General features: G+C 70.9%; 19 protein-coding genes. 8 read left to right on the plus strand and 11 right to left on the minus strand.

Going from position 1 to position 23,384, the window contains the following annotated elements; all coding sequences use genetic code 11:
- The first annotated feature begins 106 nt into the window (after window positions 1–106).
- From AB0E78_RS10115 to AB0E78_RS10140, 6 genes are all read left to right on the plus strand, one after another.
- Entirely contained in the window at window positions 107–1,600 is a 1,494-nt protein-coding gene (locus tag AB0E78_RS10115) for an MFS transporter (RefSeq protein WP_361830175.1), read from the plus strand.
- 204 nt (window positions 1,601–1,804) lie between these two features.
- A complete protein-coding gene (locus AB0E78_RS10120; protein ID WP_361830177.1) occupies window positions 1,805–3,628 on the plus strand; it encodes an AMP-binding protein in 1,824 nt (607 codons plus the stop codon).
- Between the two features lie 112 nt (window positions 3,629–3,740).
- Entirely contained in the window at window positions 3,741–5,003 is a 1,263-nt protein-coding gene (locus AB0E78_RS10125) for an ABC transporter substrate-binding protein (RefSeq protein ID WP_361830179.1), read from the plus strand.
- A gap of 30 nt (window positions 5,004–5,033) precedes the next feature.
- Window positions 5,034–7,781, plus strand: coding sequence for an ATP-binding cassette domain-containing protein (locus tag AB0E78_RS10130; RefSeq protein WP_361830180.1), 2,748 nt, complete (start codon window positions 5,034–5,036; stop codon window positions 7,779–7,781).
- Window positions 7,778–8,554, plus strand: a complete 777-nt coding sequence (locus AB0E78_RS10135) for an ABC transporter ATP-binding protein (RefSeq protein WP_361830181.1) — start codon at window positions 7,778–7,780, stop codon at window positions 8,552–8,554. The genes AB0E78_RS10130 and AB0E78_RS10135 overlap by 4 nt, the downstream gene beginning before the upstream one ends.
- A 137-nt stretch (window positions 8,555–8,691) precedes the next feature.
- Window positions 8,692–8,838, plus strand: a complete 147-nt coding sequence (locus AB0E78_RS10140; RefSeq protein WP_361830183.1) for a hypothetical protein — start codon at window positions 8,692–8,694, stop codon at window positions 8,836–8,838.
- On the opposite strand, the gene AB0E78_RS10145 is transcribed toward AB0E78_RS10140, so the two are convergent.
- The 3 genes from AB0E78_RS10145 to AB0E78_RS10155 form a co-directional block, all read right to left on the minus strand.
- Complete coding sequence (locus tag AB0E78_RS10145) at window positions 8,799–9,827, minus strand: chitinase (RefSeq protein WP_361830185.1); 1,029 nt, start codon at window positions 9,825–9,827, stop codon at window positions 8,799–8,801. The genes AB0E78_RS10140 and AB0E78_RS10145 overlap by 40 nt on opposite strands.
- A gap of 255 nt (window positions 9,828–10,082) precedes the next feature.
- Window positions 10,083–10,295 (minus strand): hypothetical protein, encoded by a 213-nt coding sequence (locus AB0E78_RS10150; protein ID WP_361830187.1) that lies wholly within the window; start codon window positions 10,293–10,295, stop codon window positions 10,083–10,085.
- A 135-nt stretch (window positions 10,296–10,430) separates the two neighbouring features.
- Window positions 10,431–10,556 carry a pyrroloquinoline quinone precursor peptide PqqA gene (locus tag AB0E78_RS10155; RefSeq protein ID WP_361830189.1) on the minus strand — a complete coding sequence of 42 codons (126 nt, stop codon included), beginning with the start codon at window positions 10,554–10,556 and terminating at the stop codon, window positions 10,431–10,433.
- 304 nt (window positions 10,557–10,860) lie between these two features.
- Between AB0E78_RS10155 and AB0E78_RS10160 the strand changes: the two genes are divergently transcribed.
- On the plus strand, window positions 10,861–11,649 hold the full coding sequence (locus AB0E78_RS10160) for an aldo/keto reductase (protein WP_361830455.1): 789 nt from the start codon (window positions 10,861–10,863) through the stop codon (window positions 11,647–11,649).
- Window positions 11,650–11,710: 61 nt separating this feature from the next.
- Here AB0E78_RS10160 and fxsT read toward each other — a convergent pair whose 3' ends face one another.
- The 7 genes from fxsT to AB0E78_RS10195 form a co-directional block, all read right to left on the minus strand.
- Window positions 11,711–16,072, minus strand: coding sequence for an FxSxx-COOH system tetratricopeptide repeat protein (gene fxsT, locus AB0E78_RS10165; RefSeq protein WP_361830191.1), 4,362 nt, complete (start codon window positions 16,070–16,072; stop codon window positions 11,711–11,713).
- On the minus strand, window positions 16,062–17,114 hold the full coding sequence (locus AB0E78_RS10170) for a MoxR family ATPase (protein ID WP_361830193.1): 1,053 nt from the start codon (window positions 17,112–17,114) through the stop codon (window positions 16,062–16,064). The genes fxsT and AB0E78_RS10170 overlap by 11 nt, the downstream gene beginning before the upstream one ends.
- A gap of 99 nt (window positions 17,115–17,213) precedes the next feature.
- The gene (locus AB0E78_RS10175; protein WP_361830195.1) at window positions 17,214–18,938 is read right to left on the minus strand and encodes a trypsin-like peptidase domain-containing protein; all 1,725 of its coding nucleotides are present in this window, start codon (window positions 18,936–18,938) and stop codon (window positions 17,214–17,216) included.
- A 25-nt stretch (window positions 18,939–18,963) separates the two neighbouring features.
- On the minus strand, window positions 18,964–19,302 hold the full coding sequence (locus tag AB0E78_RS10180) for a CU044_2847 family protein (protein ID WP_361830197.1): 339 nt from the start codon (window positions 19,300–19,302) through the stop codon (window positions 18,964–18,966).
- 94 nt (window positions 19,303–19,396) lie between these two features.
- Window positions 19,397–20,293: a class I SAM-dependent methyltransferase gene (locus AB0E78_RS10185; protein ID WP_361830199.1), complete on the minus strand. Its 897-nt coding sequence runs from the start codon at window positions 20,291–20,293 to the stop codon at window positions 19,397–19,399.
- Between the two features lie 401 nt (window positions 20,294–20,694).
- Window positions 20,695–21,438, minus strand: a complete 744-nt coding sequence (locus tag AB0E78_RS10190; RefSeq protein WP_361830201.1) for a class I SAM-dependent methyltransferase — start codon at window positions 21,436–21,438, stop codon at window positions 20,695–20,697.
- Between the two features lie 6 nt (window positions 21,439–21,444).
- A complete protein-coding gene (locus AB0E78_RS10195) occupies window positions 21,445–21,750 on the minus strand; it encodes a 4a-hydroxytetrahydrobiopterin dehydratase (RefSeq protein ID WP_361830202.1) in 306 nt (101 codons plus the stop codon).
- Window positions 21,751–21,920: 170 nt separating this feature from the next.
- Between AB0E78_RS10195 and AB0E78_RS10200 the strand changes: the two genes are divergently transcribed.
- Window positions 21,921–22,739 carry a helix-turn-helix transcriptional regulator gene (locus AB0E78_RS10200; protein ID WP_361830203.1) on the plus strand — a complete coding sequence of 273 codons (819 nt, stop codon included), beginning with the start codon at window positions 21,921–21,923 and terminating at the stop codon, window positions 22,737–22,739.
- Window positions 22,740–22,758: 19 nt separating this feature from the next.
- On the opposite strand, the gene AB0E78_RS10205 is transcribed toward AB0E78_RS10200, so the two are convergent.
- A complete protein-coding gene (locus tag AB0E78_RS10205; protein WP_361830204.1) occupies window positions 22,759–23,184 on the minus strand; it encodes a hypothetical protein in 426 nt (141 codons plus the stop codon).
- Window positions 23,185–23,384: the final 200 nt, after the last annotated feature.

A 23,384-nucleotide genomic window follows, 5' to 3' on the forward strand; every position in this document is an offset into this window, starting at 1 on the left:
AGGTGGTGACGGGGATCGTCCGTGCGGACCCCATCGTACGAGGCACGCACACGCGTCGCACAGGCGGCGCACAAGCGTCGTACACATCGCACGAGGAGATCTGAGAATGCGTACATGGGGGCCGCTCACAGCGGTATGCCTGGGGACGTTCATGCTGCTGCTGGACGTGACCATCGTGGTCGTGGCACTGCCCGACATGGCGAGGGCGCTCGACGCCTCGCTGAGTGATCTGCAATGGGTGATCGACGGTTACGCCCTGGCGCTCGCCGCGCTGTTGCTCGGTGTCGGCGCCGCGGCGGACGTGCTCGGCAGGCGGCGGCTCAACGTGGTGGGCACCGCGATCTTCGCGCTCGCCTCGCTCGGCTGCGGCCTCGCCACGAACGCGGAGGTCCTGGTGGCCGCCCGCGCCCTGCAGGGGCTCGGCGCCGCCGCGATGTTCGCGACGACGCTGCCGCTGCTCGGCGCCGCCTACCAGGGCCGCGACCGGTCGGTCGCGCTCGGCGTCTGGGGCGCGGTCAGCGGGGCCGCGGCGGCGATGGGGCCGATCGTCGGCGGGCTGCTGACCGAAGGGCCCGGCTGGCGCTGGATCTTCTTCGTGAACCTGCCCGTGAGCGTCGTGTCGATATGGCTGACGCAGCGTGTGGTGCCGGAGTCGAAGGGCCTGGCTGGCCGCCGGGTGGACTGGGCGGGCACGGCGACGTTCGCGCTGTTCGCGGGCGCGCTGACGTACGGAGTGGTGCGGGCCGGTTCGGAGGGCTGGGCGTCGGCGCCCACCGTGGTGACCCTCGCGGTCTCGCTGCTCGCGCTCGCCGCCTTCGTGGCCGTCGAACGCCGCGTCGCGCACCCGCTGCTCGACCTGAAGCTCCTGCGCGTGCCCGCCTTCACGGGCGTCCTGGTCGGCGCGATCGGCTACAACGCCGCCGCGTTCGGTCTGATGCCCTACCTCTCGATCTGGCTGCAGACCGTGCTCGGCATGAGCCCGGTGACCGGCAGCCTCGTCATGCTGCCGCTCGCCGCGACCTCGTTCCTCGTGGCCGCGGTCGGCGGACGGCTGCTGCACGGGGTGCCCGCACGCCTGACCATCGGCGTGGGACTGCTCCTGATCGGCGCCGGCGGGGTCGCCCTCGCGGTGCTCGACGCCGGGTCGTCCTGGGGCGCGCTCATCCCCGGGCTCACCATCGCGGGTGTCGGCACCGGCCTGGTCTCACCGGCCCTTGGTGGCGCGGCCCTGGCGGCGGTGCCGCCGGAGAACTCGGGGATGGCGGGCGGCGCGGTCAACACCTTCCGGCAGCTCGGGTACGCGGTCGGCGTGGCCGGTTTTGGCACCGTGCTGACCTCGCGGATGCAGAAATCGCTCGGCCATGACGCGGCTCACACCGTCGCGGGCGGCGGCGCGTCGGCCGTGCGTGGCACGCTTTCCGAGCACGCCGTGCGGGCCGCGTTCGCCTCCGGGCTCAACACGGCGGCGGTCGTCGCGGGTGTGGTCGGCCTGGTGGCCGGAGCGGCGGTCCTGGTCATGGTGCGGTCGGCGCGCAGGACACCGGAAGCGAAGATTCCGGCACCTGCCGAACGCATCCTCGAAGGACAGTCACAGCCGTAACCGCCGCGTACAGATTCGGTGGAGATTACGCCACCGAAACTTACTGAACCGTAAGTATTCTGTCCCGCCTCTCCCCTTGTGGCCGGATTTCACCGGCTGACCAGCGTGGATGGTACGTACCGAGGGGTCGGTCACCCCTCTCCCGCCGGGCACTGCGGTGGGGTACCGTCACCGGCGCTGTGCGGAGCGCCACAAGGAGCATCATTGCGCGAGTTCACGAACCCTCCGATGGCGTCGGCGCCGCTGGTGGGCGGCCTTGCCGACGTCGTGTTCGACCATGCCCTTGAGGATCCGCTCCACATCGCCTTCGGCCGCAAGACCGACGGCGTGTGGCGCGACGTCACGTCGGCGGAGTTCCGCGACCAGGTGATGTCGCTCGCCAAGGGCCTTCTTGCGCAAGGCGTGCGCTTCGGTGACCGCGTCGCCATCATGTGCCGCACCCGCTACGAGTGGACGCTCTTCGACTACGCGCTCTGGACGGTCGGCGCCCAGGTGGTGCCCGTCTACCCCACGTCCTCCGCCGAGCAGGTCTTCTGGATGCTGCACGACGCGCAGGTGTCGGCCGCCATGGTCGAGCACGAGGACCACGCGATGACGATCGGCTCGGTGATCGACCGGCTGCCGCAGCTGCGCAGGCTGTGGCAGCTGGACGCCGACGCCGTGGAGGAGCTGTACCGCGCGGGCCAGGACGTCGACGACGAGGTGGTCAACCGCCACCGCCGCGCCGTCACCCCCGACTCGATCGCCACGATCATCTACACCTCGGGCACCACCGGCCGCCCCAAGGGCTGTCTGATCTCCCACGCGAACTTCATGTTCGAGGCGGAGACGGTCATCCAGCGCTGGGAGCCGGTCTTCCACTCCCGGCGGGGCGACGAGGCGACAACGTTGCTCTTCCTGCCGCTGGCCCACGTCTTCGGCCGCATGGTGCAGGTCGCCGCGGTACGTGGCCGGGTCAAGCTGGGCCACCAGCCGAGCCTGAACGCGGCGGCGCTCATCCCCGACCTCGCGGCGTTCCGCCCGTCCTTCATCCTGGCCGTGCCGTACATCTTCGAGAAGGTCTTCAACGCGGCGCGGCGCAAGGCCGAGAAGGACGGCAAGACGGGCCCCTTCGACAAGGCCGTGGAGTGTGCCGTGCGGTACGCGGACGCGATGGAGGCCAAGGCCTTCGGCACCGGACCCGGGCCTTCGGCGGCCCTGCGCATGCAGCACTCGCTCTTCGAGAAGCTCGTCTACGCCAAGGTGCGCGACGCGATGGGCGGTCGCGTCCGGCACGCGATGTCCGGCGGCTCGGGCATGGACCGGCGCCTCGGCCTGTTCTTCGCGGGCGCGGGCGTGGAGATCTACGAGGGGTACGGCCTGACGGAGTCGACCGCGGCCGCCACCGCCAACCCGCCCGAGCGCACCCGCTACGGCACGGTCGGCCAGGCCATCCCCGGCACCACCGTGTACATCGCGGAGGACGGCGAGGTGTGGCTGAACGGCGGCAACGTCTTCCAGGGCTATCTCAACGACCCCAAGGCCACCGACGCGACGCTGCACGACGGCTGGCTGTCCACCGGCGACCTGGGCGCGCTCGACGAGGACGGCTACCTCACGATCACCGGGCGCAAGAAGGAGATCCTGGTGACGTCCGGCGGCAAGAGCGTCTCGCCGGGGCAGCTGGAGGAGCGGGTGCGCGACCATCCGCTGGTCGCGCAGTGCATCGTGGTCGGCAACGACCGCCCCTACATCGCGGCGCTCGTCACGCTGGACGGCGAGGCCGTCGAACACTGGCTGACCATGCGCCGCAAGCCGTCGATGTCGCCCAACGACCTGGTGCGCGACCCGGATCTGGAGACCGAGGTGCGGCGGGCCGTGGTGGCCGCCAACACCCTTGTCTCGCAGGCCGAGTCGATCCGCACGTTCCGGATACTGGCCCACCAGTTCTCCGAGGAGCACGGGCTGCTGACCCCTTCGCTGAAGCTCAAGCGCAAGGCCATCGAGACGGCCTACTCGGCCGAGGTGGAGGCGCTGTACCGGGCGTGAGGTGAGCGCGTCGGGTTTCTGACGGTTCATCAATTACTGCCGCGTCTGTTATTGACGGTTCATCAGGTCCCGCACAGAATCAGCCCCACTTCGACTCCAGGGGGCTCGAACCGTGTCGCGACCGATCCGCACCATCACCGCCACCGTGGCCGCACTGCTGCTCGCCACTGCCTGCAACTCCGCCTCCAACAGCACCGGTTCGAGCGACGGTGACAAGGCGGGCGGCTCCGTGCGCGGCGTGACCGCCGACGCCATCAAGGTCGGCGGCATCGTCTCGATGACGACCGCGAGCGGCTACAGCAAGAAGGACACCGACCTCGGCGCGAAGGCGCGCTTCGACCGCGCGAACGCCGCAGGCGGCGTACACGGACGGAAGATCGACTACCTGGGCGCCGAGGACGACGGCCAGGACCCGGGCAAGAATCTCGCGGCGGCCCGCAAACTCGTGCAGCAGGACAAGGTGTTCGCGGTCTCGCCGATGAGCTCGGCCACCTTCTCCGGCGCGGACTTCCTCCAGAAGCAGAAGGTCCCGACGTTCGGCTGGGGCACCATCCCGCCCTTCTGCGGGCCGAGTTACATGTACGGCTACGGCGGCTGCATGGTCCCGATGCCGGGCGGCACCATCACCCAGAGCTGGCCCGAGGGCCTGAAGAAGGTGACGGACGGCTCGAAGGGCAAGTCCGTGGCCATCCTCGCCAACGACAACGACGCGGGCACCTTCGCCATCCGCACCTACAAGCAGAGCTTCGCGGCGGCCGGTTACAAGGTGACGTACGCCAAGTCGACCGTGCCCGCGACCTCCGTGCCGAGCGACTGGTCGGCGTACACCAAGGAGATCCTGCGCTCCGACGGCGGCAAGGCGCCGGACGTGGTCGTCTCCGTGATGCAGACCCCGTACAACATCGGTCTGTTCACGGCCGTCAAGCGCTCCGGCTTCAAGGGCGTGCTCACGGACCCGACCGACTACGACCCCGGCCTCCTCGCCAAGAGCGCGACGAAGAAGGCGCTCGACGGCGTGCACATCCTGCTTGCCTTCCAGCCGTTCGAGCAGAACAGCGCGGCGATGAAGCAGTTCAAGGCGGACATCAGGAAGACGGCGGGCAAGGACGTCCCGCTCAACATGCACATGATGACCGGCTATATGTCGGCCGACCTCTTCCTCTCGATCGCCGAGAAGACGGGCAAGGACCTGACGGTCAGCTCCTTCCAGAAGGCGGCGAACGGCTTCTCCGACAAGGACACGATGGTCGGCGACCGCAGCCTGCCCAAGGGGCAGAAGGAGTCGTTCGGCTGCGGCGCCCTGGTGCGGCTGAAGGGCGGGAAGTACTCGGTCTCGGCGCCCTTCACGTGCTACGACCCCATCCCCTTCAAGTAGCGGGCCTTCTAGTAGAGGGGCGTGTCATCCATGTCCGACCTGCTGGGATTCGTGCTGAGCGGTCTCGTCTCCGGCGCCCTGTACGCGCTGCTCGCGACGGGCCTCGTCCTGTCCTACTCCGCCTCCGGTCTCTTCAACTTCGCGCACGGTGCGACCGCCTACCTCTGCGCGCTCTCCTTCTACGAACTCCACTCCGGCTTCGGCTGGCCCGCCGTGCCGACGGCGCTGCTCCTCGTCTGTGTCGTGGCGCCCGCGCTCGGCTGGGGCCTTGACCGGCTGATGTTCCGCAAGCTGGCGCGGGTGGGCGAGACCGCGCAGATCGTGGCGACGATCGGGCTGCTCGTCGCGCTGCCCGCGCTGGGGCTGTGGGTGGTGGAGCTCCTGGAGGACGCGGGCGCGTCCGTCAAACCGGCCGAGAACCAGTTCGGGCTGCCGGGCGTCGGGCCGAGCCCCGCCAGGAACTGGCAGCTCATGGACGGCGTCGGCATCGACTCCGACCAGCTCATCACCTGGGTCGCGACGGCCGTGGTCGCGATCGGCCTGTGGATCCTGATGCGGCACACACCGCTCGGGCTCCGGCTGCGGGCCGCGGTCGACAACCGCTCGCTCGTGGAACTGCGGGGCATGAGCGCGGACCGGCTCTCGTCGGTGGCGTGGATGCTGTCGTCAGGGCTCGCGGGCCTCGCGGGAGTCCTCGCGACGCCGCTGCTCGGTCTCTCGTCGCACGACTTCACCCTCTTCCTGTTCGTGTCGGCCACGGCAGCGGTGCTCGGGCGTTTCATGTCGATCCCGCTGGCGTTCGCGGGCGGGCTCGGTCTGGGCGTCTTGCAGAACCTGGTCGTCGGGTACGCCGATTTCGCGGAGAAGATCACCGGCTTCCGCACGGCGGTGCCTTTCCTCATCCTCTTCGCCGGGCTGCTCCTCATGACGCGGCGGCAGCGTACGGCGGGCACGGCGGCGGTGGACGCGCCGCCGATCGACTATCTCGCAGGGAAGTCGTGGATGCGCAGGTGGGGGCCGTGGGCCGTGGGAGGTGCGCTGCTCGCGCTGTCCTTCTACACGGTCACCACCCCCTTCTGGAGCGGCATCCTCGCGCAGGGCCTCGCCATCTCCCTCGTCTTCGTCTCCTTCACCGTGGTGACGGGCCTCGGCGCGATGGTGTCCCTGGCGCAGGCGACGTTCGTGACGGGTGCTGCCCTCGTGGCGGGCCTGCTGATGAGCCATGGGTGGCCGTTCATCGCCGCGGCCCTGGTGGGGACGTGCGGGGCGGCGGTGCTCGGCGCGCTGGTGGCGCTGCCCGCGCTGCGTCTCGGGGGCAGGTCGCTGGCGCTCGCCACCCTCGCGCTGGCCTTCCTCGCCGACCAAGTCCTCTTCCAGATGGGGTGGTTGAGGAACGGCGACACCGGGTGGGAGATCCCGCGCGCCGTCTTCGGGCCCGTCGACCTGAGCGACGACCGCGCGATGGGTGTGGCGATGGTCGTCCTCGTGGCGGTGGCCGTGGCCGCGCTCAGTGCGCTGCGCGGGTCGGCTACGGGGCGGGCGATGCTGGCGGTGCGGTCCGCCCCGGCGGCGGCGATGGCCTCCGGCGTCTCGGTGGTGCGGACGAAGCTGCTGCTGTTCACGTTGTCGGCGGGGCTCGCGGGGTTCGGCGGCGTGATGTACGCGTCGTTCAACACGCGGATCACGGCCACGGACTTCACCGCGATGACGGGGCTCGTGTGGCTGGCCGTGGTGGTGGCCGCCGGGGTACGCAGGCCGCAGTTCGCGGTGGTGGCGGGGCTCGTCTTCGCGATCGTTCCGCACCTGGTCGCCGACTACGTGACGGAGTCGGTGCAACTGCCGGTAATCCTGTTCGGCCTCGCGGGCCTCGCCCTGGCGAACGATCCGGACGGGTACTGCGCGGCGGTCTCGGTACGGTTGCACCGGCGACGACTCGGACGGGGTGGGGTGGCCTCACGTCCGGCGTTCGAGGACGAACTCGGTGGAGACGGTGGTCGACGGCCACCGGTGGTGGCGGGGCCGAACGCGGGGAGGGGCGGGACCCGCGAGGGAATACCCTCCGCCCTCGCCCTCCGCGACCTCCACGCGGGCTACGACGGCGCCCCCGTCCTGCACGGCGTGACCCTCACCGTTCACCCGGGCGAGATCGTCGCCCTCCTCGGCCCCAACGGGGCTGGTAAGTCCACGATCTGCCGGGTCGCGGCAGGGCTCATCGCCCCCACCCAGGGGCAGATCTACGTCGCCGGGGCGGACGCCACCCGGCACGGAGCTGTCCGGCGCTCCCGGGCGGGAGTCGTCCTCGCCCCCGAGGGCCGCGGCATCTTCCCCGCCCTCACCATCGAGGAGAACCTCACCCTGCACCTCCCCCGGCCGGACGCCCGCGACGCCGTCTACACCCGGTTCCCCGGACTCGCCGCCCGGCGCAAGGTCACCGCCGGGTCCCTCTCCGGAGGAGAACAGCAGCTCCTCGCCCTCGCGCCCCTCCTCCAGCGCCCACCCGACGTGCTGATCGCGGACGAGCCGTCCCTCGGCCTCGCCCCCCGCGTGGTCGACGAGGTCTTCCGGCTGCTCGCCGAACTCCGCGACGCCGGAACGGGGTTGCTCCTGGTGGAGGAGAAGGCCGCCGAAATCCTCGGCGTCGCCGACACCGTCGCCTACCTCGCCCAGGGCCGGGTCTCCTGGTGCGGACCGCGCTCCGAGGTCCGGGCGGACCAGCTCACCGAGGCCTATCTGGGCATCGCCGCGCAGGGCCACAGCGAAGGAGTGGGACGGCCATGAGCGACCGCATCCTGGAAGCCTCCGGCATCGGCGTCCGCTTCGGCGGTGTCCACGCGCTCACCGGCGTGGACCTGAGCCTGCGCCCCGGCGAGGTCTGCGGTCTCATCGGCCCCAACGGGGCGGGAAAGACCACCCTGTTCGACGTCGTCTCCGGCATCCGCCGCCCCGACCAGGGGCGCGTCCTGCTCGACGGCGTCGACATCTCCCGCCGCTCGCCCGTCTGGCGCGCCCGCCACGGCATGCGGCGCACCTTCCAGCGCCAGCAGCTCTTCGGGCAGCTCACGGTCGCCGACAATCTGCTCGTCGCGCAGGAGTGGCGCGGCGGCGGTGGCGGATTCGCCGCGGATCTGCTCGCGGCGCCCACCCGGCGTACGCATGAAAGACACAGGCGGACCCGCGCCTCAACCGTGTTGCGCGAGTGCGGACTTGAGGGCCTCGCCGACGATTACGCGGGCGCGCTTCCCGTCGGCCGGGCCCGCATGGTGGAACTGGCACGCGCGGTGGCGGACCCGCCCAGGGTGCTGCTCCTGGACGAGCCCGCCTCCGGAATGACGGCCGACGAGCGAGGCCACCTGTCGGCCGTCATCCGGCACCTCGCGGACGAGGAAGACTGCGCCGTGCTCCTCGTGGAGCACAACGTCGCCTTCGTGATGGGGCTCTGCGCCCGCGTGGTGGTCCTCGACCTCGGCCGTGTCCTGGCCGAGGGTGCGGCGGCCGAGGTACGGGCGGACCCCAGGGTGCGGGACGCGTACCTCGGGACCACCGCGGTCTAGCCGATGGTCACGCTGAATATCTCGTCCGAACCGCCGGGCTGTCCACCGTTGTTGTCGGCGTTGGTGGTGGAGAGCCAGAGCTGGTCGCCCTTCAACGCCGCCATGTAGACCGCGCCGTCGACGACGGGGCGTACTGCATGAGGCCGGCCACCAGAGCGGTGGCCCCGAGCAGAGCGGCCCTCTCCATGCTCCTGTTCGTCCTGAAGTTCGTCCTGCTGTTCGTCGTCATGACGCGGTTCATCGCTCAGCCCCCGTACTGCGCGACGATTTTGGTGAAGTCGTAGGGAGCCTGCGACACCCCGCTGCACGAGTCCCCGGCGCTGCCGCCTGACGAGCAGTCACGGTCGCGATTGACGGCCCAGAAGGAGAACCGCGCGATGTGGTGCTGCTTCGCGTAGGCGAGGATCTGCTTGAAGTCATTCGTGGTGACGGTCTCGCCCGCCACGTCGGTCTTGCCGTTCATCGAGGAGACGCCGATGCGCTTGTACGCGTCGGCGTCGCTGTAGCCGTAGGCGCTCTTGACCGCGTTCTTCAGGCCTTCCAGCGCACCGACCGAGGCATCGCCCATCGAGCCGCTGTGACTGCCGAAGTCGAACGGCATGACGACCCACGCGTTGTTGTCGAGCCCGGCCGCTGCACCGCGCTTGATGAGGTCCTTGCCGGTGGCGTCGGGGCCGTTCGGGGTCGTCCCCATGGTCACGTACGTGACGATCCCGGGGTTCTTCTGCTTCACGATCTTCAAGGCATCGACGACGCGCTGCCGCACGGTCGCGTTGCTGAACTCGGTGTCCTCGATGTCGATGTCGAACGCCTTGAGCTTGTAGGCGTCGATGACCTTCTGGTACGCCCCGGCGAGCGCGGTGGCGCTGGCGCACTTCTCGCCGAGCTTGGCGCCGCTCCAGCCGCCGACGGAGACGACGATGTCTCCGCCGGCGCCGCGTATGGACTTGATGGCGGACTCGTCGGAGCCGCCCTTGAGCGGGCGGTTGCCGTCCCAGGCCGGGTTGCAGCCGCCGTCGGACAAGATGAAGGCGAGGGTGAACCACTTGACGCCGGTCGCGGCCATCACGTCGGTGGGCTTCTGCGGGCTGCCCCAGCCGAGGTACTCGTACGGAGCGGCGTGAATGGTGCCGGCGGCCCTGGCCTGTGTTGCCTCGGCCTGCGCCGCCGGGGGTGCGGCCGAGGACTGGGCGGCCAGGGCGAGGGATGCCGTCGTCGCGAGGACGCCGGCCGCGGCCAGTGCGGTGGCCGTTCTGCGGGGGGTGTGAGACATGGGGGGTGTGCTCTCCTTCGAGTGGTGAGGCGCTTTGGTGAGTGTCGGGTGAGATGTGCCGTTAGGAAGGGTTCCTAACGATCTTTGGACGCGGGAGTGGGATGGTGTCCCGCCGCGAGGTGAGGGGTTATGTCTTCGGGGACGCCCGGTAGGCGAAGTCGCCCGCCCGGCCTCCCGCGCCGTCGACGAGGGCGCGGACCGCCCCGTGGTCCGGCGAGCGGTGGCAGGCGGGGTCCGTGCGGGAGCCGTCGCCGGTCAGGGCGTACGCCTGGCAGCGGCAGCCGCCGAAGTCCAGCCCAGTTGGTGGCCCTTGACGTTCGGCGCCTCGGGTCGGACCAGCTCACCGGCTGCCGGGCACGGGAGCACCGTGCGGACCGGAGCGACGGTCAGCGAGATGGCACCCCAGCCGCCCATGCAGGGCTTCGCGATGCCGTCCACGTAGTCGGGCGCCACCCACACGAGTTCCATGCGTCCCGCGAGCCGCTCACACCACCGCTCGACGCACTCGCATTCCTCGATCTGCTCACAGATGTCGGGGGTGGCATTGACGACGTACCAGCGTCCCTCCCTCGCGCGGACGGCGAGCGAGGCGTGCCGGCGGGATTACCGGTCGGCGCCGCGGTACGCGGTCACTTCGAGTACGGTCTCCACGACCTCGTACTCGGGCGTCTGCCAGGCGGTGACGGCTTTGGCCACTTCGGGCGTGGTGGGGTTCCGGTCTTCCTTCATGTGCGTGTGGCTGCCTTCCTGAAAAAGTGGGGGTTCAGGAGTCGTCAGTAGGGGTTCTGAAGTCGTCGCGGGGTATTCACCCGGCGTTCACATGAGTGTTCTGCGTTCAGTGACGTGCAATAGAGTCGCGGTATGACGGAACGCGGTCAATGGTGCGGACCAAAAACGCCCGGACTTCACCCGGGAGTGGTCATGGAATGCAGCACCGCACCTGATCGTTGACCATGGGAGTACCACCCGACGACTTAAGGATCGAAAGCTCGTGAGCAAGGTCCCCCCGATCATCCTGAACAATGGCGTCGAGATGCCGCAGCTCGGTTTCGGCGTCTGGCAGGTCCCGGACGACGAGGCCGAGTCCGCCGTCGCGACGGCGCTGGAGGCCGGGTACCGCAGCATCGACACCGCTGCCATCTACGGCAACGAAGAGGGCACCGGCAAAGCCATCGCCGCTTCGGGCATCGCCCGCGATGAGCTCTTCGTCACGACGAAACTCTGGAACAACGACCAGGGATACGACTCGACGCTCCGCGCCTTCGACGCATCCCTGGAGAAGCTCGGTCTCGACCACGTGGACCTGTACCTGATCCACTGGCCGCTGCCCTCCAAGGGCCTCGCCGTGGACACGTACAAGGCCTTCGAGAAGATCCAGGCCGACGGCCGCGCCAAGTCCATCGGCGTCTCGAACTTCCTGCCCGAGCACCTGGAGCAGCTTCTCGCCGAGACGTCGGTCGTCCCCGCGGTCAACCAGATCGAGCTCCACCCGCACCTCCAGCAGCGTGCCTCCCGCGAGTTCCACGCGGAGCAGGGCATCGCCACGGAGGCCTGGTCCCCGCTCGGCCAGGGCAAGGGCCTCCTGGAGGTCCCGGCGATCGTCGCGATCGCCCGGAAGCACGGCCGCACGCCGGCCCAGGCCGTGCTGCGCTGGCACATCCAGCTCGGCAACGTGGTGATCCCCAAGTCCGTGACCCCGTCGCGGATCAAGGAGAACATCGACGTCTTCGACTTCGAGCTGGACTCCGAGGACATGGCGGCGATCAGCGCGCTGAACGAGGACCGGCGGCTGGGGCCGGATCCGGTCACGTTCGGGGCCTGAGGTCCTAGGTTCGGGGTCCGAGGCCCGACGTTTTCCCTCGTACGAGATTCTGGCCCGGTGATCAGGAGCGGAGCTCCTGCCACTGGGCCAGGGTCTCGCGAGCGGCGACCGTCTCCTCGGCGTCCTCCCCGAGCTCGCGGGCGATTCCCTGGGCCGCCCGGCTCAGTTGCCTGATGGCGCCCTCCATGTCGCCGTCCGCGGCGAGGGCGTGCGCGAGATCCGCCCTGGCCTCGTGGGTCCGCAGGTGATCCTCGCCCAGTGAGCCCTTCAGGCCGGCCAATGCCGTTTGATACAGCACGCTCGCCGCTTCCGGCTCTCCGGCCTGCTGGTAGGCGTCCGCGAGTTGATGGCGGGTGCGCAGGGTTCCTGGATGCACGTCGCCCAGGCTGGTCATGCGCTCGTCCAGCGTCGTCTCCAACAGCGCGACCGCGCGCCGGGCTTCGCCGACCGCCAGCAGCGCTTCGGCCAGATCGCCGTACGTCCTGCGGGTCTCGACGTGCGATGCGCCGAGCACGCTGATCCGTTTGGCCAGCGTCCGTTCGTACAACGCGATCGCCTTCTCCTTGAACCCGCCGCGCCGATAGGCCTCGGCCAGCGCCGCGGCTGCCCGCAGCGTGTCCGGGTGATCGTGGCCCAGGGCCTCACCACTGGTGGACAGCGCCTCCTCGTACAGCGGAACCGCCCGCTGCAGGTTTCCGTCGAGGAGGCATGCGCGGGCCAGCCGGTCCTTCAGGTCCCGTGTCTGCGGGTGGTCCTCCCCGAGCGCTTCGGCGCTGTGCGCCACAGCGTCCTCGTACATCTCGATGGCCTGGCCCAGGACGCCCACGCGCTCGTACAGGCCCGCCAGGGACGCCACCGTCGTGAACGTACGCGGATGTCCCTCGCCCAGGACTGCCTGGTAACCGGCCACCACCTGCCGGAGCTCCTCCACCGCTCGCGCCGGGTCCCCCACCTTGTCGAACGCGAGGGCCAGCTCGCCCTGCACGGCGAGTGTGGACGGCGCCCGGTCGCCCCACACCCGCCGGTGACCGGCGAGCGCCTCCTCGTACGCGGCCACCGCTCGGTCCCACGCCTCGTCCGCCAGGTAGGCGCTCGCGAGCCGTGCCAGCAGCGGAACGGTCGCCGGATGGTCCTTTCCCCAGCTCCGGGCCGCGATGGAACGCGTCACCTCCAGCTCCTTGACCGCCCGCTTCGTCGCTCCCGATGCCAGGTACGCGCGGGCGAGGTCCGCTCGCAGCGCGAGCCTCTCCGGGTCGTCCTCAGCTCTCCCCGCCCGGTCCATCGCGGCCCGCACGTCCCTGAGCTGCGCAAGCGCCCGCGGCATGTCACCCGACGACACATACGCCTCGGCGAGCAGTGTCGTGGCGTGCTGCGCCCGGGAACTGTCCTCCCCCAGGATTCTCTGCAAGGACTCCGACGCTCTCCGGAGGAAGTTCAGGGCTTGTTCCAACTGGCCCTGTGCCATGAGGAACCGGGCCGTCTCCGCGAGAAGGGAACCGAAGGTCTCGTCGTCGTCCTCGGGCGGGGAATGATCGGCGAACGCCTCGATGTGCGGGAGAAGCGCGCGCCAGCGGGGCCAGCCCACCGGGTCGTCAGCGTCGTCGGGGACGGCCTCCGCGAGGCAGCGGGCAGCCGCCTGCCGGGCCGCCCGGTTCTCCTGCGCACTGCTCTCGTCCTCCTCGCCGGTGTCCCATACGCGCGCAAGCGCAGCGATCAGTCGGTGCACACGGACCATCCCGGGCCGACGGGCGATGAGGCCGGCGCCCGACAGAAGCCGTAGTGCGTCGGCGACTTCCGACTCCTTGAGCCGAGCTCCGGTCAGCAGGTCGACGGGAATGTCATCGAATCCGTACCAAGCGAGGATCTGCATGAGTCGCCTCGCCGTCGGAGTGCTGACGGTTCGCAGGCTCTGCCTCAAGTTGTCGCTGATACTGAGCGACGCAGAGCTGCTGTCCTCGGCGTCTCCCAGCCGGTCCATCTGCGCCTCGATCATGGCGCGGTACTCAGCGACGGATACGCCGGTCGACGCGACGTACGCGGCCGCCTGTGCCAGGGCGAGCGGATACCGCCCGAGTGCTTCGCACAGCAGCTCCACCTCGGCCCGCTCCCCGCCCGCGCGCTCGGTGAACATCTCGACGGTTTCGGCCAGTTCGGGGACGTCGAGCTCCATGGGTGTGGCGATCTCCTCCCATCCGGTGGCCAGGCGGCTGGTGATCAGGACGCTGCCGTTCGTGCCCAGCCGGGACAGCAGGACGCGTACGTCCTCGGGCTTCTCCACACCGTCGAAGACGAGGACCCAGTCCTCGTGCGAGGTCAGCCACTGGAGGGCCCACTCCCAGCGCCCCTCCCTGGCCAGGAATTCCGGGACCGAGGGCTGCAGGGCGCGGGTCAGGCCGGAGAGACTCTTGACGATCGAGGCGGGTGAGTCCGCGCGCACCCACCACACGGGCCCCAACATATCTGCCCGCGCCACACCAACCGCCCACTCCGTCGCCAGCATGGTCTTGCCCACGCCTCCCATGCCGTGGACGACAGCTCTGTGAGGCACCGTGGACTCTGCACTCCGGGTGAGCAGTTCCAGGTCCAAGCGCTCCAGTGCATCCTGTCTGCCGATGAACTGCTCCCGCCCCGCCGCCACATTCGTCAGACCCGGCACGCGCGGAACACTGGCGGGCGGATCGAAGCCACCGAGCACGGACGGCGAAAGGACCGGGGAGGTCCCACGATCGGTGTCGTACGGATCCGGCCCCGCCCCGCGGACAGCACTCCCCCCGCCCACCGGCCGCTCCGCCACCCGGATCGCCCGCCCCCGCAGCAGCCCCAACGCCTCCTCGCTCACCAGCGCGAAGGGCTGGCCCGCATCCCCCAGCGCGCGGGCCCCTGTCCCTTCCGCCACCGGCACGACCGCCCTGAAGGCCCGGGGCGTCGAACCGGCCCTGGTCTCGATCTCCGCGCCGATCCGGTTCAGCAGTTCGGCGACCGCCAGTGACTCGGGGCGGGGCAGGGTTTCAAGGAGGGCGCTTCTGGCGCCCGGCACGAAGTCGTACAGGCCCCGCTCCGGATCGACCGGCTCCAGGAGGCCGCTCAGCAGAACCTCCGCGAGGTCGCTGGAGCGCGAGCCCGGTGTCACCCGCTGCTGGATCAGCCGCATCACCGGCAGCGCGGGCACCGACAGGGCGACATGCGCCGCCAGGTCCACCGCCGTGGGCGAGGCGGCAGCCTGAAAGCGGAGGATGCGCTCGGTGATCGTCAAGTCCCCCTCTGAGGCCAGGGGTTGGACGTGAGGTGGTTGCGCCACGCTCACGTACGTCACCGCCGTGTCCCGGTGGTGATCGCCCGACGCGGTGACCAGGCCCGCCCAGTCGGCCAGCCACTCGGGGGTCAGTTCCAGGACGGGCACGGGGACCGCGTCCGGTGCGGGGCGTCCGGACCGGCCGTCGTGCGGGGTGAATCGCAGCGCGGTGTTGGGGGCGCCCGCCCTGGACGCGATCGCCCTGCCGGGGATCGCGGGGGCCGCCGTGCGGCGCCAGAGGCGTTCGGGGAGGGGCTGCAGGATGGCGGTGGGGCCACGCCTGGCCCACAGATGCAGGGCGGGGGCCGCGCGCCCGCCCCACCAGTGCGGGCCCGAGCAGTCGCTGAGCACCAGGGTCACCTGGCGGCCCGTCGGGTCCACCATGGCCGCCGGGGGCAGCGCGGGGCCTCCGGGCGAGGAGCGGACGCAGACGCTCGGACCGACGTCGGCCAGGCGCCAGAGCCGCACGTCCCGGAACGCGCCGGTGCGCTGCATCGCCTCGCGCAGTTCACGCGCGAGCGGGCGCCACACCGCCATCGCCGGACCCGTGTCGACGACGAGCGCCAGGCTCAGGAGGCGGTCGGTGGCGGGGGCCATGACCGGCGCCCAGGGGCGAGAACCCGTGTGGAGTGCGGCCCGCGCGGCCGTCGCCTCCTCGTCCAGGACGCGGCGGCGCCGGTCGGGGACACGCTGCTTGAGGGGCCGCAGGGCGCGCTGGATGTCCAGTTCGTGACGCAGGGCCTGGGGGGCGGGGACGAGGACGTCGTCGGCGTCGGTGCCGGGGCGCGGGGCGCCGCGCGGGATGTGCAGGGCCGCGCGATGCGGGTCGCCGGGCGGTTCCTCGCCGTCCGGCGCAGCGCGGGCATCGGGGTGGCCGGCCTCCGGATCGTCGTCCAACTGCCACTGCGCCGGCGTGTGGCCCGCCCTTTCGAGCGCCGACCCTGCCACGGCGTTCCAGCGCGCGGGCCAGTCGGCGTCTTCACCACCGCCCTCGCCCTCGCCGGCCCCCTCCCCCTCACCGGGAGGCAGTCGCTCCGCGAGCCACAGCATCTCCGCGAGCTCCAGCGGAGTGACGTGGGGCCCCAGGGTGTCGAGCAGGCCCCGCAGTTTCCGCAGCCGCTCAGTCTCCATCGGAGCGCGTCGCCTCGCTGCTCAGGAACGGCATCACCTGGTCCGCCAACTCCCGCACGGTTTCCGGCGGTTCACTGAACGCGGCGTGATGGCACATGTAGATGGCGTTGAGGAGCTGGTCGTTCGCGAGCAGACCACCGCTGCGCCGCTCGAAGAACCGGTCGATGATGTCCCGTACACCTGCCGGGAGTTCGCCCTCCTCGCCCTCGACCACGGGGCCGAGGTGCTCACGGACGATCGCCGTCAGCTCCGCCACGCTCGCGGGCTGTTTCAGATCCACGGTCACACAGCGCCGCAGGAAGGCCGGCGGGAATTCGCGCTCACCGTTGCTCGTCATGACGACGAGCGGGAAAGCACGGCAACTGACCGTGCCGTCGCGGATCTCCACGCGGTCGGTCGTGCTGTCGGCCGTCATCACTCGGGCCGTCGGCGCGGCACGGCGGGCCAGCTCGACGATCTCGTAGGACCCCTTCTCGAAGATGGTGAGGAGGTCGTTGGGCAGGTCGATGTCGCTCTTGTCGATCTCGTCGACGAGCAGGACGCGCGGGCGCTCATACGGGAGCAGCGCCGTGCCGAGGGGGCCGAGGCGCAGATAGTCCCCGATGTCGTCGCCCGGGGAGCCGGACTCGTCCTCACGGCGTCCGCGCTCCGCCGCGTACAGCCGCGTGAGCGGGTCGTACTCGTACAGGCCGTCCCGGAGGGTGATCCGGCTGGTGATGGGCCAGTGCAGGACTTTCCCGAGGCCGAGCTCATGGGCCACCGCGTACGCGAGGGATGACTTGCCGGTGCCGGGCGCGCCGGTCACCAGGAGCGGCCTGCGCAGATAGAGCGCGGCGTTGACCTGGCGGATCGCGTCCTCGCTCGGGCGGTAGCTGACGGCCGCGTGCGGGTTGCCGGAGTCGCCGGGCGGGGTGCGCAGGGGCGGGCCGCCGGTGAAGGTGCGCCAGGGGGGCGGGGCCGGGAGGCGGTCGATGCCGTCGTGCGGAACGCGACTCCCGGAGTAGATGCGCCAGTTGGACGCCGTCTCGGCAATGTCAGGCACGCTCCACGCTCCCCGTACTCCCTGCGCTTCCCGTACTCCCCGAATTCCTCATACGCCCCGCGCTGCCGGTGCTCACTGCTCTCCTCAGGCTCGGTGTCCTCACTGGTCTCCCCGTGTTCCCATCGCCAGCGGTGGATCCGGCTTGCGCTCCGGGTCGTCCCAGAAGAGCGTCAGCCGGTGCCCGCAGTGCTCGGCATCCCCCTTGTCCGGGGAGCGGGCCTCCTTGCGCAGCCGCATGACCTCGAACGGCAGCCGGTCGGGGTCAAGGACCGCCACCGCCTCCGTGAGCCGGTCGAGGAATTTCTCCGGGGCGCATTGCGCGTGGCCGCCCTCGCCGCAGTCGTGCCGTCTCCACAGCATGATCGGCACGCCGGTGTCCAGGGCTGCCGAGAGCCAGTCCCCCATGGGCGTCGCGGCATACGCGAGGGCGCACACCTCGTCGTCCGCGTCCAGCCAGTCGTGGAACTCGTCGTAGCCGTAGGGCAGTTCGCAGGTCACGCGCCGGGGCCGGGTCTCGCCGCGGGCCCGCACCGTCTCCCAGCGCCTGCGGGTCAGGCGGGAGACGGTGAGCGGCTTGAGACGGTCCATGTGCCGGACCACCACGGGCACCGTGCGCATGGGGCGGGGGCGCGCCGCCCCCGGTTCGTGGATCTGCCATTCCTCGAAGGGCTCGCTCATCAGCCGCTCCGGGACCACGAACTCCAGCATCCAGTCGCATTCGTGCACCTTGCCGATCTGGTCGGCGAGCATCGCCTCGACCTTCGTACGGAGTTGCCGTGGGCGGATCCTGACGGGCCCCGACGAGCCGACGGGCACGCCGTCGATCACCGTGCACACGGTGAGGTCGAGGCCGGCGCCACGGGTCATCGACTCCGCACGGAACATGACGGAGCCGACGGGCACGGGCGGCTGCTGCCGCGCGGCCTTCCCGTCGTACGCCTCGTCCGCGCAGTGCTCGGGCATCCAGCGCCGCAGCCACGCTCCGACGTCCGCCTCCGGAAGCCGCGCCCTGAGCGCGCGCAGCAGCCGCAACAGCCGTTCGTCGCCGGTCAGTTCCTCGCCGACGTACCGGATGGCGTGCCAGATCGAGCGGAAGGCCGGCAGCGGGCGGCGGAAGGTGGGGAAGGCGCGCCGCACGAGCAGTTCGAGGGCGTCGGCATCGAGACGCACCTCCTCGAACAGGGCGCGCAGTTCACGGCGCGGCTCGGCCGGCAACCAGTCCAGAGCGAGGAAGTCGTCCAGGTCCTCCCAGTGGCGTCGGATGGTCTCGATGGGCAGCATCCGCCCGATGTACCCCTCCTGATCACCGCCGAGCACGGCGTCGGTGACCATGCCGACGACCTTGCCGGACTCCGGGTCGTAGACCGCCGCACCGCTGAACCCCTCGTCCAGGCGCCGCAGATGGGCCTGGACGACATCGACCTCCAGCCACTCCTGGCCGAGGAGGCGGTCCGCGCTGGTGGTCAGCGTGGCGTGCGTCCCGAACTCCTCGTGGCCGAACGGGAAGCCCAGCGCGCGCAGTTCGGGGGCAGTACGCCCCGGCTGGGAGCGCAGCAGATCGAGCGGGGCGAACGCGCAGGGTGCCACGCGCAACGGGTGGGCGAGTTCGAGCACCGCTATGTCCCCGCGGTCCCCGAGGCGTCGCCAGTCACCGGACCACGCCACCTTCGCGGGCAGCGCGCCGGTGATGTGCGGCAGCGTGACGGATACCGCCGAGTGCCCTTCGACGACATGGGCACAGGTGATCAGTCGCGTGCCGTCGACCAGGATGCCGGCCCCTCGGGGGACGCCGTCGACCGTATCGATGCGGGCACGCCAGTCCATGCCTCGCATTATCCGCCCCGCACCGTCACCGCTCACCCGGCTCGTCACGCCGAGCCCAGGTCAGCTTGACGGTCAAATGCCCCTCGGCGGCCGTCTTCGCGATGACGGCCCCCGCGACAGCACTCAACTTCACCCCGAACTCGAGCTCGATCCCATCGGGATCGAGCGCGGCGGTGCGAAAGGTCTGCAGAGCGGACAGGGCGGCGCCGCGTACGTTGCTCAGCGCCGCCCCGAAGTGCCCCTCGACATCATGGATCTCGCTGCCATCGCTCCTGCGGGCCACCGACCTGAAACCCGGGTCCTGGGCATCCACTTCCACGACGACCGGGCCTTCGTCGGACTCCCATCGCAGCAGCTCGCTCACAGCCCGGCTCCCCTCCGCAGTCTGATCGCCGTCGCCTAAAAGGTAACGTCAACAGCCCTTCGGGCAGCCACTCTTGGGCAGATACGTCAGCGGCTCAGCCCTTGACCCCCACATGCACCGTCTGCGCCGACAGCAGGAACACGTCCGGCCTGTGGTGCAGGCTCCGGGTGTCGTTCTCGTCCAGGAGGCGGTCGACCGTGGTCAGGTCGTCGGGGTCCAGGGTGTCCTCGTGCATCTCCCTGCGGCGGGCGAGCTCGGAGATGATCTGGGCGCGGGCGGTGTCGGAGACGGGGGCCGGCAGGTCGAGGAGGAACGAGCGGGTGCCCGCGTGGCGCAGGCCCGCCTCGGTGAGGAGCGTGGGCCAGTCCTCCGTGACCGCCTGCGCTCCGGGCAGGTCCGCGCGCATCCGCGTGAACCACGTGTCGTCCGCCAGGTCGAAGCGTGTCTGGAGGCCCGGCCTGCCGAAGCCGATGTCGCGGGGCAGGCTGCGCTGGTTCAGGCCGCCCTCCAGGAGTGCGATCGCACCGCCCGGCGCCAGGCGGTCCGCGAGGGCGGCCAGTGCTCCCTCCTGGTCGCCTACGTGGTGCAGGGCCCGGCCGATCCAGAGGAGGTCCGCGGGCGGCAACGCGCCGATTCCCTCCGGTAGTTCGGCCTGGAGTGTGCTCACCCGGTCCGTCAGGCCCTCACGCGCGGCCCGCTCCCGCGCACGCTCCAGGAGCGGCTCCGCCGGGTCCACCGCGATCACCTGCGCCTTGGGGAAGATCTCGGCGAGGAGGAAGGAGATGCTGCCCGAGCCGCTGCCCACGTCCGCGATCAGCGTGGGCTCCGGCTGCCAGGTGCGCAGCCACGCGGCGATCTCGCGGTTCTGCGGGGCGGCGAGCTCCGCGTTGCGCTCCAGCATCGGGCCCATGGTCGCCCAGTCGATGTCCTCGTGGTGGTGGCCGCCGTGCTGGTGGGTGTGGCCGTGCTGGTGGGTGTGGTCGTGGGCCATCTTTTGCCGCCGCCTTTGTATGTTTTATATGTCGGGGAGGGTGGGGTCCGAGCCTCCTCCAGCCTGCGCCGCCGCCTCCTCTCTGGCCAGTTGCCTTGCGGTTTCAGCAAACGCCATCTCAAGGGGGCGGGGAGTAGCGGGCGTGCAGTTTCGCCGCCGTCGTAGCCAACGCCTCACGGAGTTCCGGGTGTTCGAGTACTTCGGGTCGGGCTAGGGTCGGCGTGGCCCGTCGCCTCGGCAGCTCGGGCCGCCGGGCCCGTCAGGCGGGCCGCCGCACCCGGGGCGAGGCATACGACCGCCTCACCCTGGTGGAGCCGCGCATGGGAGGCCTCCTGCCCGCTGGGAGCAGGCCTTCTCTCTCGACGAAGGGAAGACCTGGCTGGTCAACTGGACGATGTGGTTCACCAGGCCGACGGCCTCCGGAACGACATCACCGTGAACCTCGGGTCGGGGCGCGGTACTTCCTGGTCCGGCAGGGCAGCGAGTCCCTCCGTGAGCCGTGCGGCCAGGGGGCCGTCGGGCGGGACCTGCGTGAACCAGCCCCGGTGGAGGTCCTCGACCGTGGACCGGGGCGTGCGGCCCTGGCCGTGCCCCTGGAACCGGGACCTGCCGGCCGGTATCAGGCCCCGCGCTGCCGCGTACGTCTCGACCGCCTGGGCGCGGTCGGCCGCGGGGCGCACCGGGCGCGGCGCGAGCACGGCGTCGATGTCGCTGCCCACGTCGTGCGCGGCGGCCTTGTCGACGGTCGTGACGAACACGCCGCCGGGCCGCAGTACCCGGGCGCACTCGGCGACGACCGCTGCCGCCTCCTCGGCGCCGGACAGCAGATGGAGCAGCCACACCGCGCACACGGCGTCGAACGAGGCGTCGGGGAACGGGAGGCTGCGGCTGTCGCCCAGCACGATGGCGCCCGGCAGCCGTCCCGACGCCATGCGCGCCATGGTGTGCGCCGAGTCCACCCCGGTCACCCGCAGGCCCGCCCCGGCGAGGCGCCGGGTGACCAGGCCCGTGCCGCAGGCGACGTCCAGGAGGGTGCGGGCGTCCGGCGGCAGGAGGCCACGGACCGCGTCGGCAGCGGCGTCGGCGCGCGGCTCTCCGCCGCGCGACGCGTCATAGCGGTCGGCTTCCTTGCCGTAGTCCAGCATCGGCGCTCAGACCGCCCCGTGCCCGACGGCCAGCTCTTCGACCCTGGCCGCCAGTTCGAAGTCGAGGGCGGTGAGGGCGCCGCCCGCGCTGTGCGTGTTCACGGACAGGGAGACGGTGTTGTAGCCCAGTGTCAGCTCGGAGTGGTGGCCCAGCTCCTCCTGGATCTGCGCGATGTGGACGACCATCGCGGTCGCCGCGAAGTGCGAGCCGAGTTGGAAGGAGCGGGTGATCCTGTCGTCTTCGAGCGACCAGCCGGGCAGCTCGGCGAGCCGCTCCTCCACGTCCTTCTGCGACAGCGGTTCGACTGACATGACGCGTCCCTTCCTCTCCGTACGGCGTGCACACGGTGTGCCCTGCGGCGTGCGTGCGGCGTACACGTGAGCGTGTTCCCCTCAGCCTGACACATCGGCCCCCGCGAGGCCCTGATCAGGCCGCCGACCGGACCCGGCGCATCGCATATGCCTTCGATTACTGTCTGGGTATGACAACTGCCGTGTCCACCAGGGAAAGTACCGGCGTCGGCCCGCTCCTGCGCGGCTGGCGCGAGCGGCGCAAGGTGAGCCAGCTGGAGCTGGCCCTGCGCGCCGACTCGTCGGCGCGGCACATCAGCTTCATCGAGACCGGCAGGTCGCGCCCGAGCCAGGAGATCGTGCTGCGCCTCGCCGAGCACCTGGACGTACCCGTGCGGGACCGCAACTCGCTGCTCCTGGCGGCCGGTTACGCACCCCGCTTCCGGGAGACCCCGATGGACGACCCCTCGATGGGCGCCCTGCGGGAGGGCCTCGAGCAGCTCCTGCGCGGCTACGAGCCCTACCCCGCCCTGGTCGTCGACGCGACGTACGACGTGGTCGCCGCGAACCAGGGCATCACGATGATCCTCGACGGCATCCCCGAGCACCTCCTGCAACCGCCGCTGAACGCCATGCGGCTCACGCTCCACCCTCAGGGCCTCGCCCCCAGGATCCGCAACCTGCGCGAGTGGCGCGGGCATCTGCTGCACCAGATGGAGCGGCAGATCGCGCTGCAGCGGTCCGCCGGTCTCCGTGCGGTGTACGAAGAGGTCGCGGCGTATCCGGTGGCGGATCCCGGTGTCGACGTGTTCGAGGCAGACGGGCCGCAGAGCGGCGTGCCCTACTTCGCGCTGCCCCTGCGCATCGAGCACGACGGGCATCTGCTGTCCTTCATCTCGTCGATCTCGACCTTCAACACCCCCATGGACGTGACGGTCGCCGAACTGGCCATCGAGACGCTCCTGCCGGCCGACCCGGCGACGGTCAAGTACCTCCAGTCGGCTTCCTAGGGTCAGTACCGCGCGGTCCCTAGTACCGCGCGGCCCGCAGCGCCGCATACTGCAGAGCGGCGAAGCCCCCGACGGCCACCGCCTGGAGCGAAACCCACACGGCGCCCGCGGTGCTGGGCGAGAGCCAGGCGACCAGGGCGACGACACTGAGCACCGCCCAGGCCGCGTTCGCCTCGATCACCCCACGGACGGGCAGCGTGGGCGGGCTCTTGCGTGCCGCGAGGTAGCCGACGCCCGCGCCGTACAGCGTGAGGAAGACGCCGAGGCCGAGCAGGAGCCCCGCGTCGACGCCGAGGAAGCGGCCGAGCGGGCCCGATGCGACGGCGTAGGCCAGTCCGTTCCCGGTGGTCACCACCGCGTCCAGGGCGAGGAAGCGGCGCAGCATCGTCTTCGGGTCGTTCGTGCGGGCCAGTGCGGTGAGCGGGCGTGCGGAGTACGTCGACATGGGGTCCGGCCTCCAGGCTGCGTAAGGGAAGGGAGCCGGATCCGGGCCGGAGTGCGCCGGACCGGATCCGTGAGGACCACGGTGCCGGTCGCGCGAGCAGGGGTCGATTACGTCAGAGGTAAGGGCGGCGCCCCGGCCGGCCACGGGTGGTGCGCGCACAACCCGTACGGCGGTCGCCGCCGTGTGCCCCCGCCGCCCCG

It is taken from the genome of Streptomyces sp. NPDC032198, from assembly GCF_040636975.1.
Taxonomy (GTDB): domain Bacteria; phylum Actinomycetota; class Actinomycetes; order Streptomycetales; family Streptomycetaceae; genus Streptomyces.

Excerpts from the sequence above, each read along its gene's own strand:
- AB0E78_RS10115 (WP_361830175.1), top strand. The coding sequence starts at position 107 with ATGCGTACATGGGGGCCGCTCACAGCGGTATGCCTGGGGACGTTCATG.
- AB0E78_RS10130 (WP_361830180.1), top strand. The coding sequence starts at position 5,034 with ATGTCCGACCTGCTGGGATTCGTGCTGAGCGGTCTCGTCTCCGGCGCC.
- AB0E78_RS10135 (WP_361830181.1), top strand. The coding sequence starts at position 7,778 with ATGAGCGACCGCATCCTGGAAGCCTCCGGCATCGGCGTCCGCTTCGGC.
- AB0E78_RS10140 (WP_361830183.1), top strand. The coding sequence starts at position 8,692 with ATGAGGCCGGCCACCAGAGCGGTGGCCCCGAGCAGAGCGGCCCTCTCC.
- AB0E78_RS10145 (WP_361830185.1), bottom strand. The coding sequence starts at position 9,827 with ATGTCTCACACCCCCCGCAGAACGGCCACCGCACTGGCCGCGGCCGGC.
- AB0E78_RS10150 (WP_361830187.1), bottom strand. The coding sequence starts at position 10,295 with ATGGAACTCGTGTGGGTGGCGCCCGACTACGTGGACGGCATCGCGAAG.
- AB0E78_RS10155 (WP_361830189.1), bottom strand. The coding sequence starts at position 10,556 with ATGAAGGAAGACCGGAACCCCACCACGCCCGAAGTGGCCAAAGCCGTC.
- AB0E78_RS10160 (WP_361830455.1), top strand. The coding sequence starts at position 10,861 with ATGCCGCAGCTCGGTTTCGGCGTCTGGCAGGTCCCGGACGACGAGGCC.
- fxsT (WP_361830191.1), bottom strand. The coding sequence starts at position 16,072 with ATGGAGACTGAGCGGCTGCGGAAACTGCGGGGCCTGCTCGACACCCTG.
- AB0E78_RS10175 (WP_361830195.1), bottom strand. The coding sequence starts at position 18,938 with ATGGACTGGCGTGCCCGCATCGATACGGTCGACGGCGTCCCCCGAGGG.
- AB0E78_RS10185 (WP_361830199.1), bottom strand. The coding sequence starts at position 20,293 with ATGGCCCACGACCACACCCACCAGCACGGCCACACCCACCAGCACGGC.
- AB0E78_RS10190 (WP_361830201.1), bottom strand. The coding sequence starts at position 21,438 with ATGCTGGACTACGGCAAGGAAGCCGACCGCTATGACGCGTCGCGCGGC.
- AB0E78_RS10195 (WP_361830202.1), bottom strand. The coding sequence starts at position 21,750 with ATGTCAGTCGAACCGCTGTCGCAGAAGGACGTGGAGGAGCGGCTCGCC.
- AB0E78_RS10200 (WP_361830203.1), top strand. The coding sequence starts at position 21,921 with ATGACAACTGCCGTGTCCACCAGGGAAAGTACCGGCGTCGGCCCGCTC.
- AB0E78_RS10205 (WP_361830204.1), bottom strand. The coding sequence starts at position 23,184 with ATGTCGACGTACTCCGCACGCCCGCTCACCGCACTGGCCCGCACGAAC.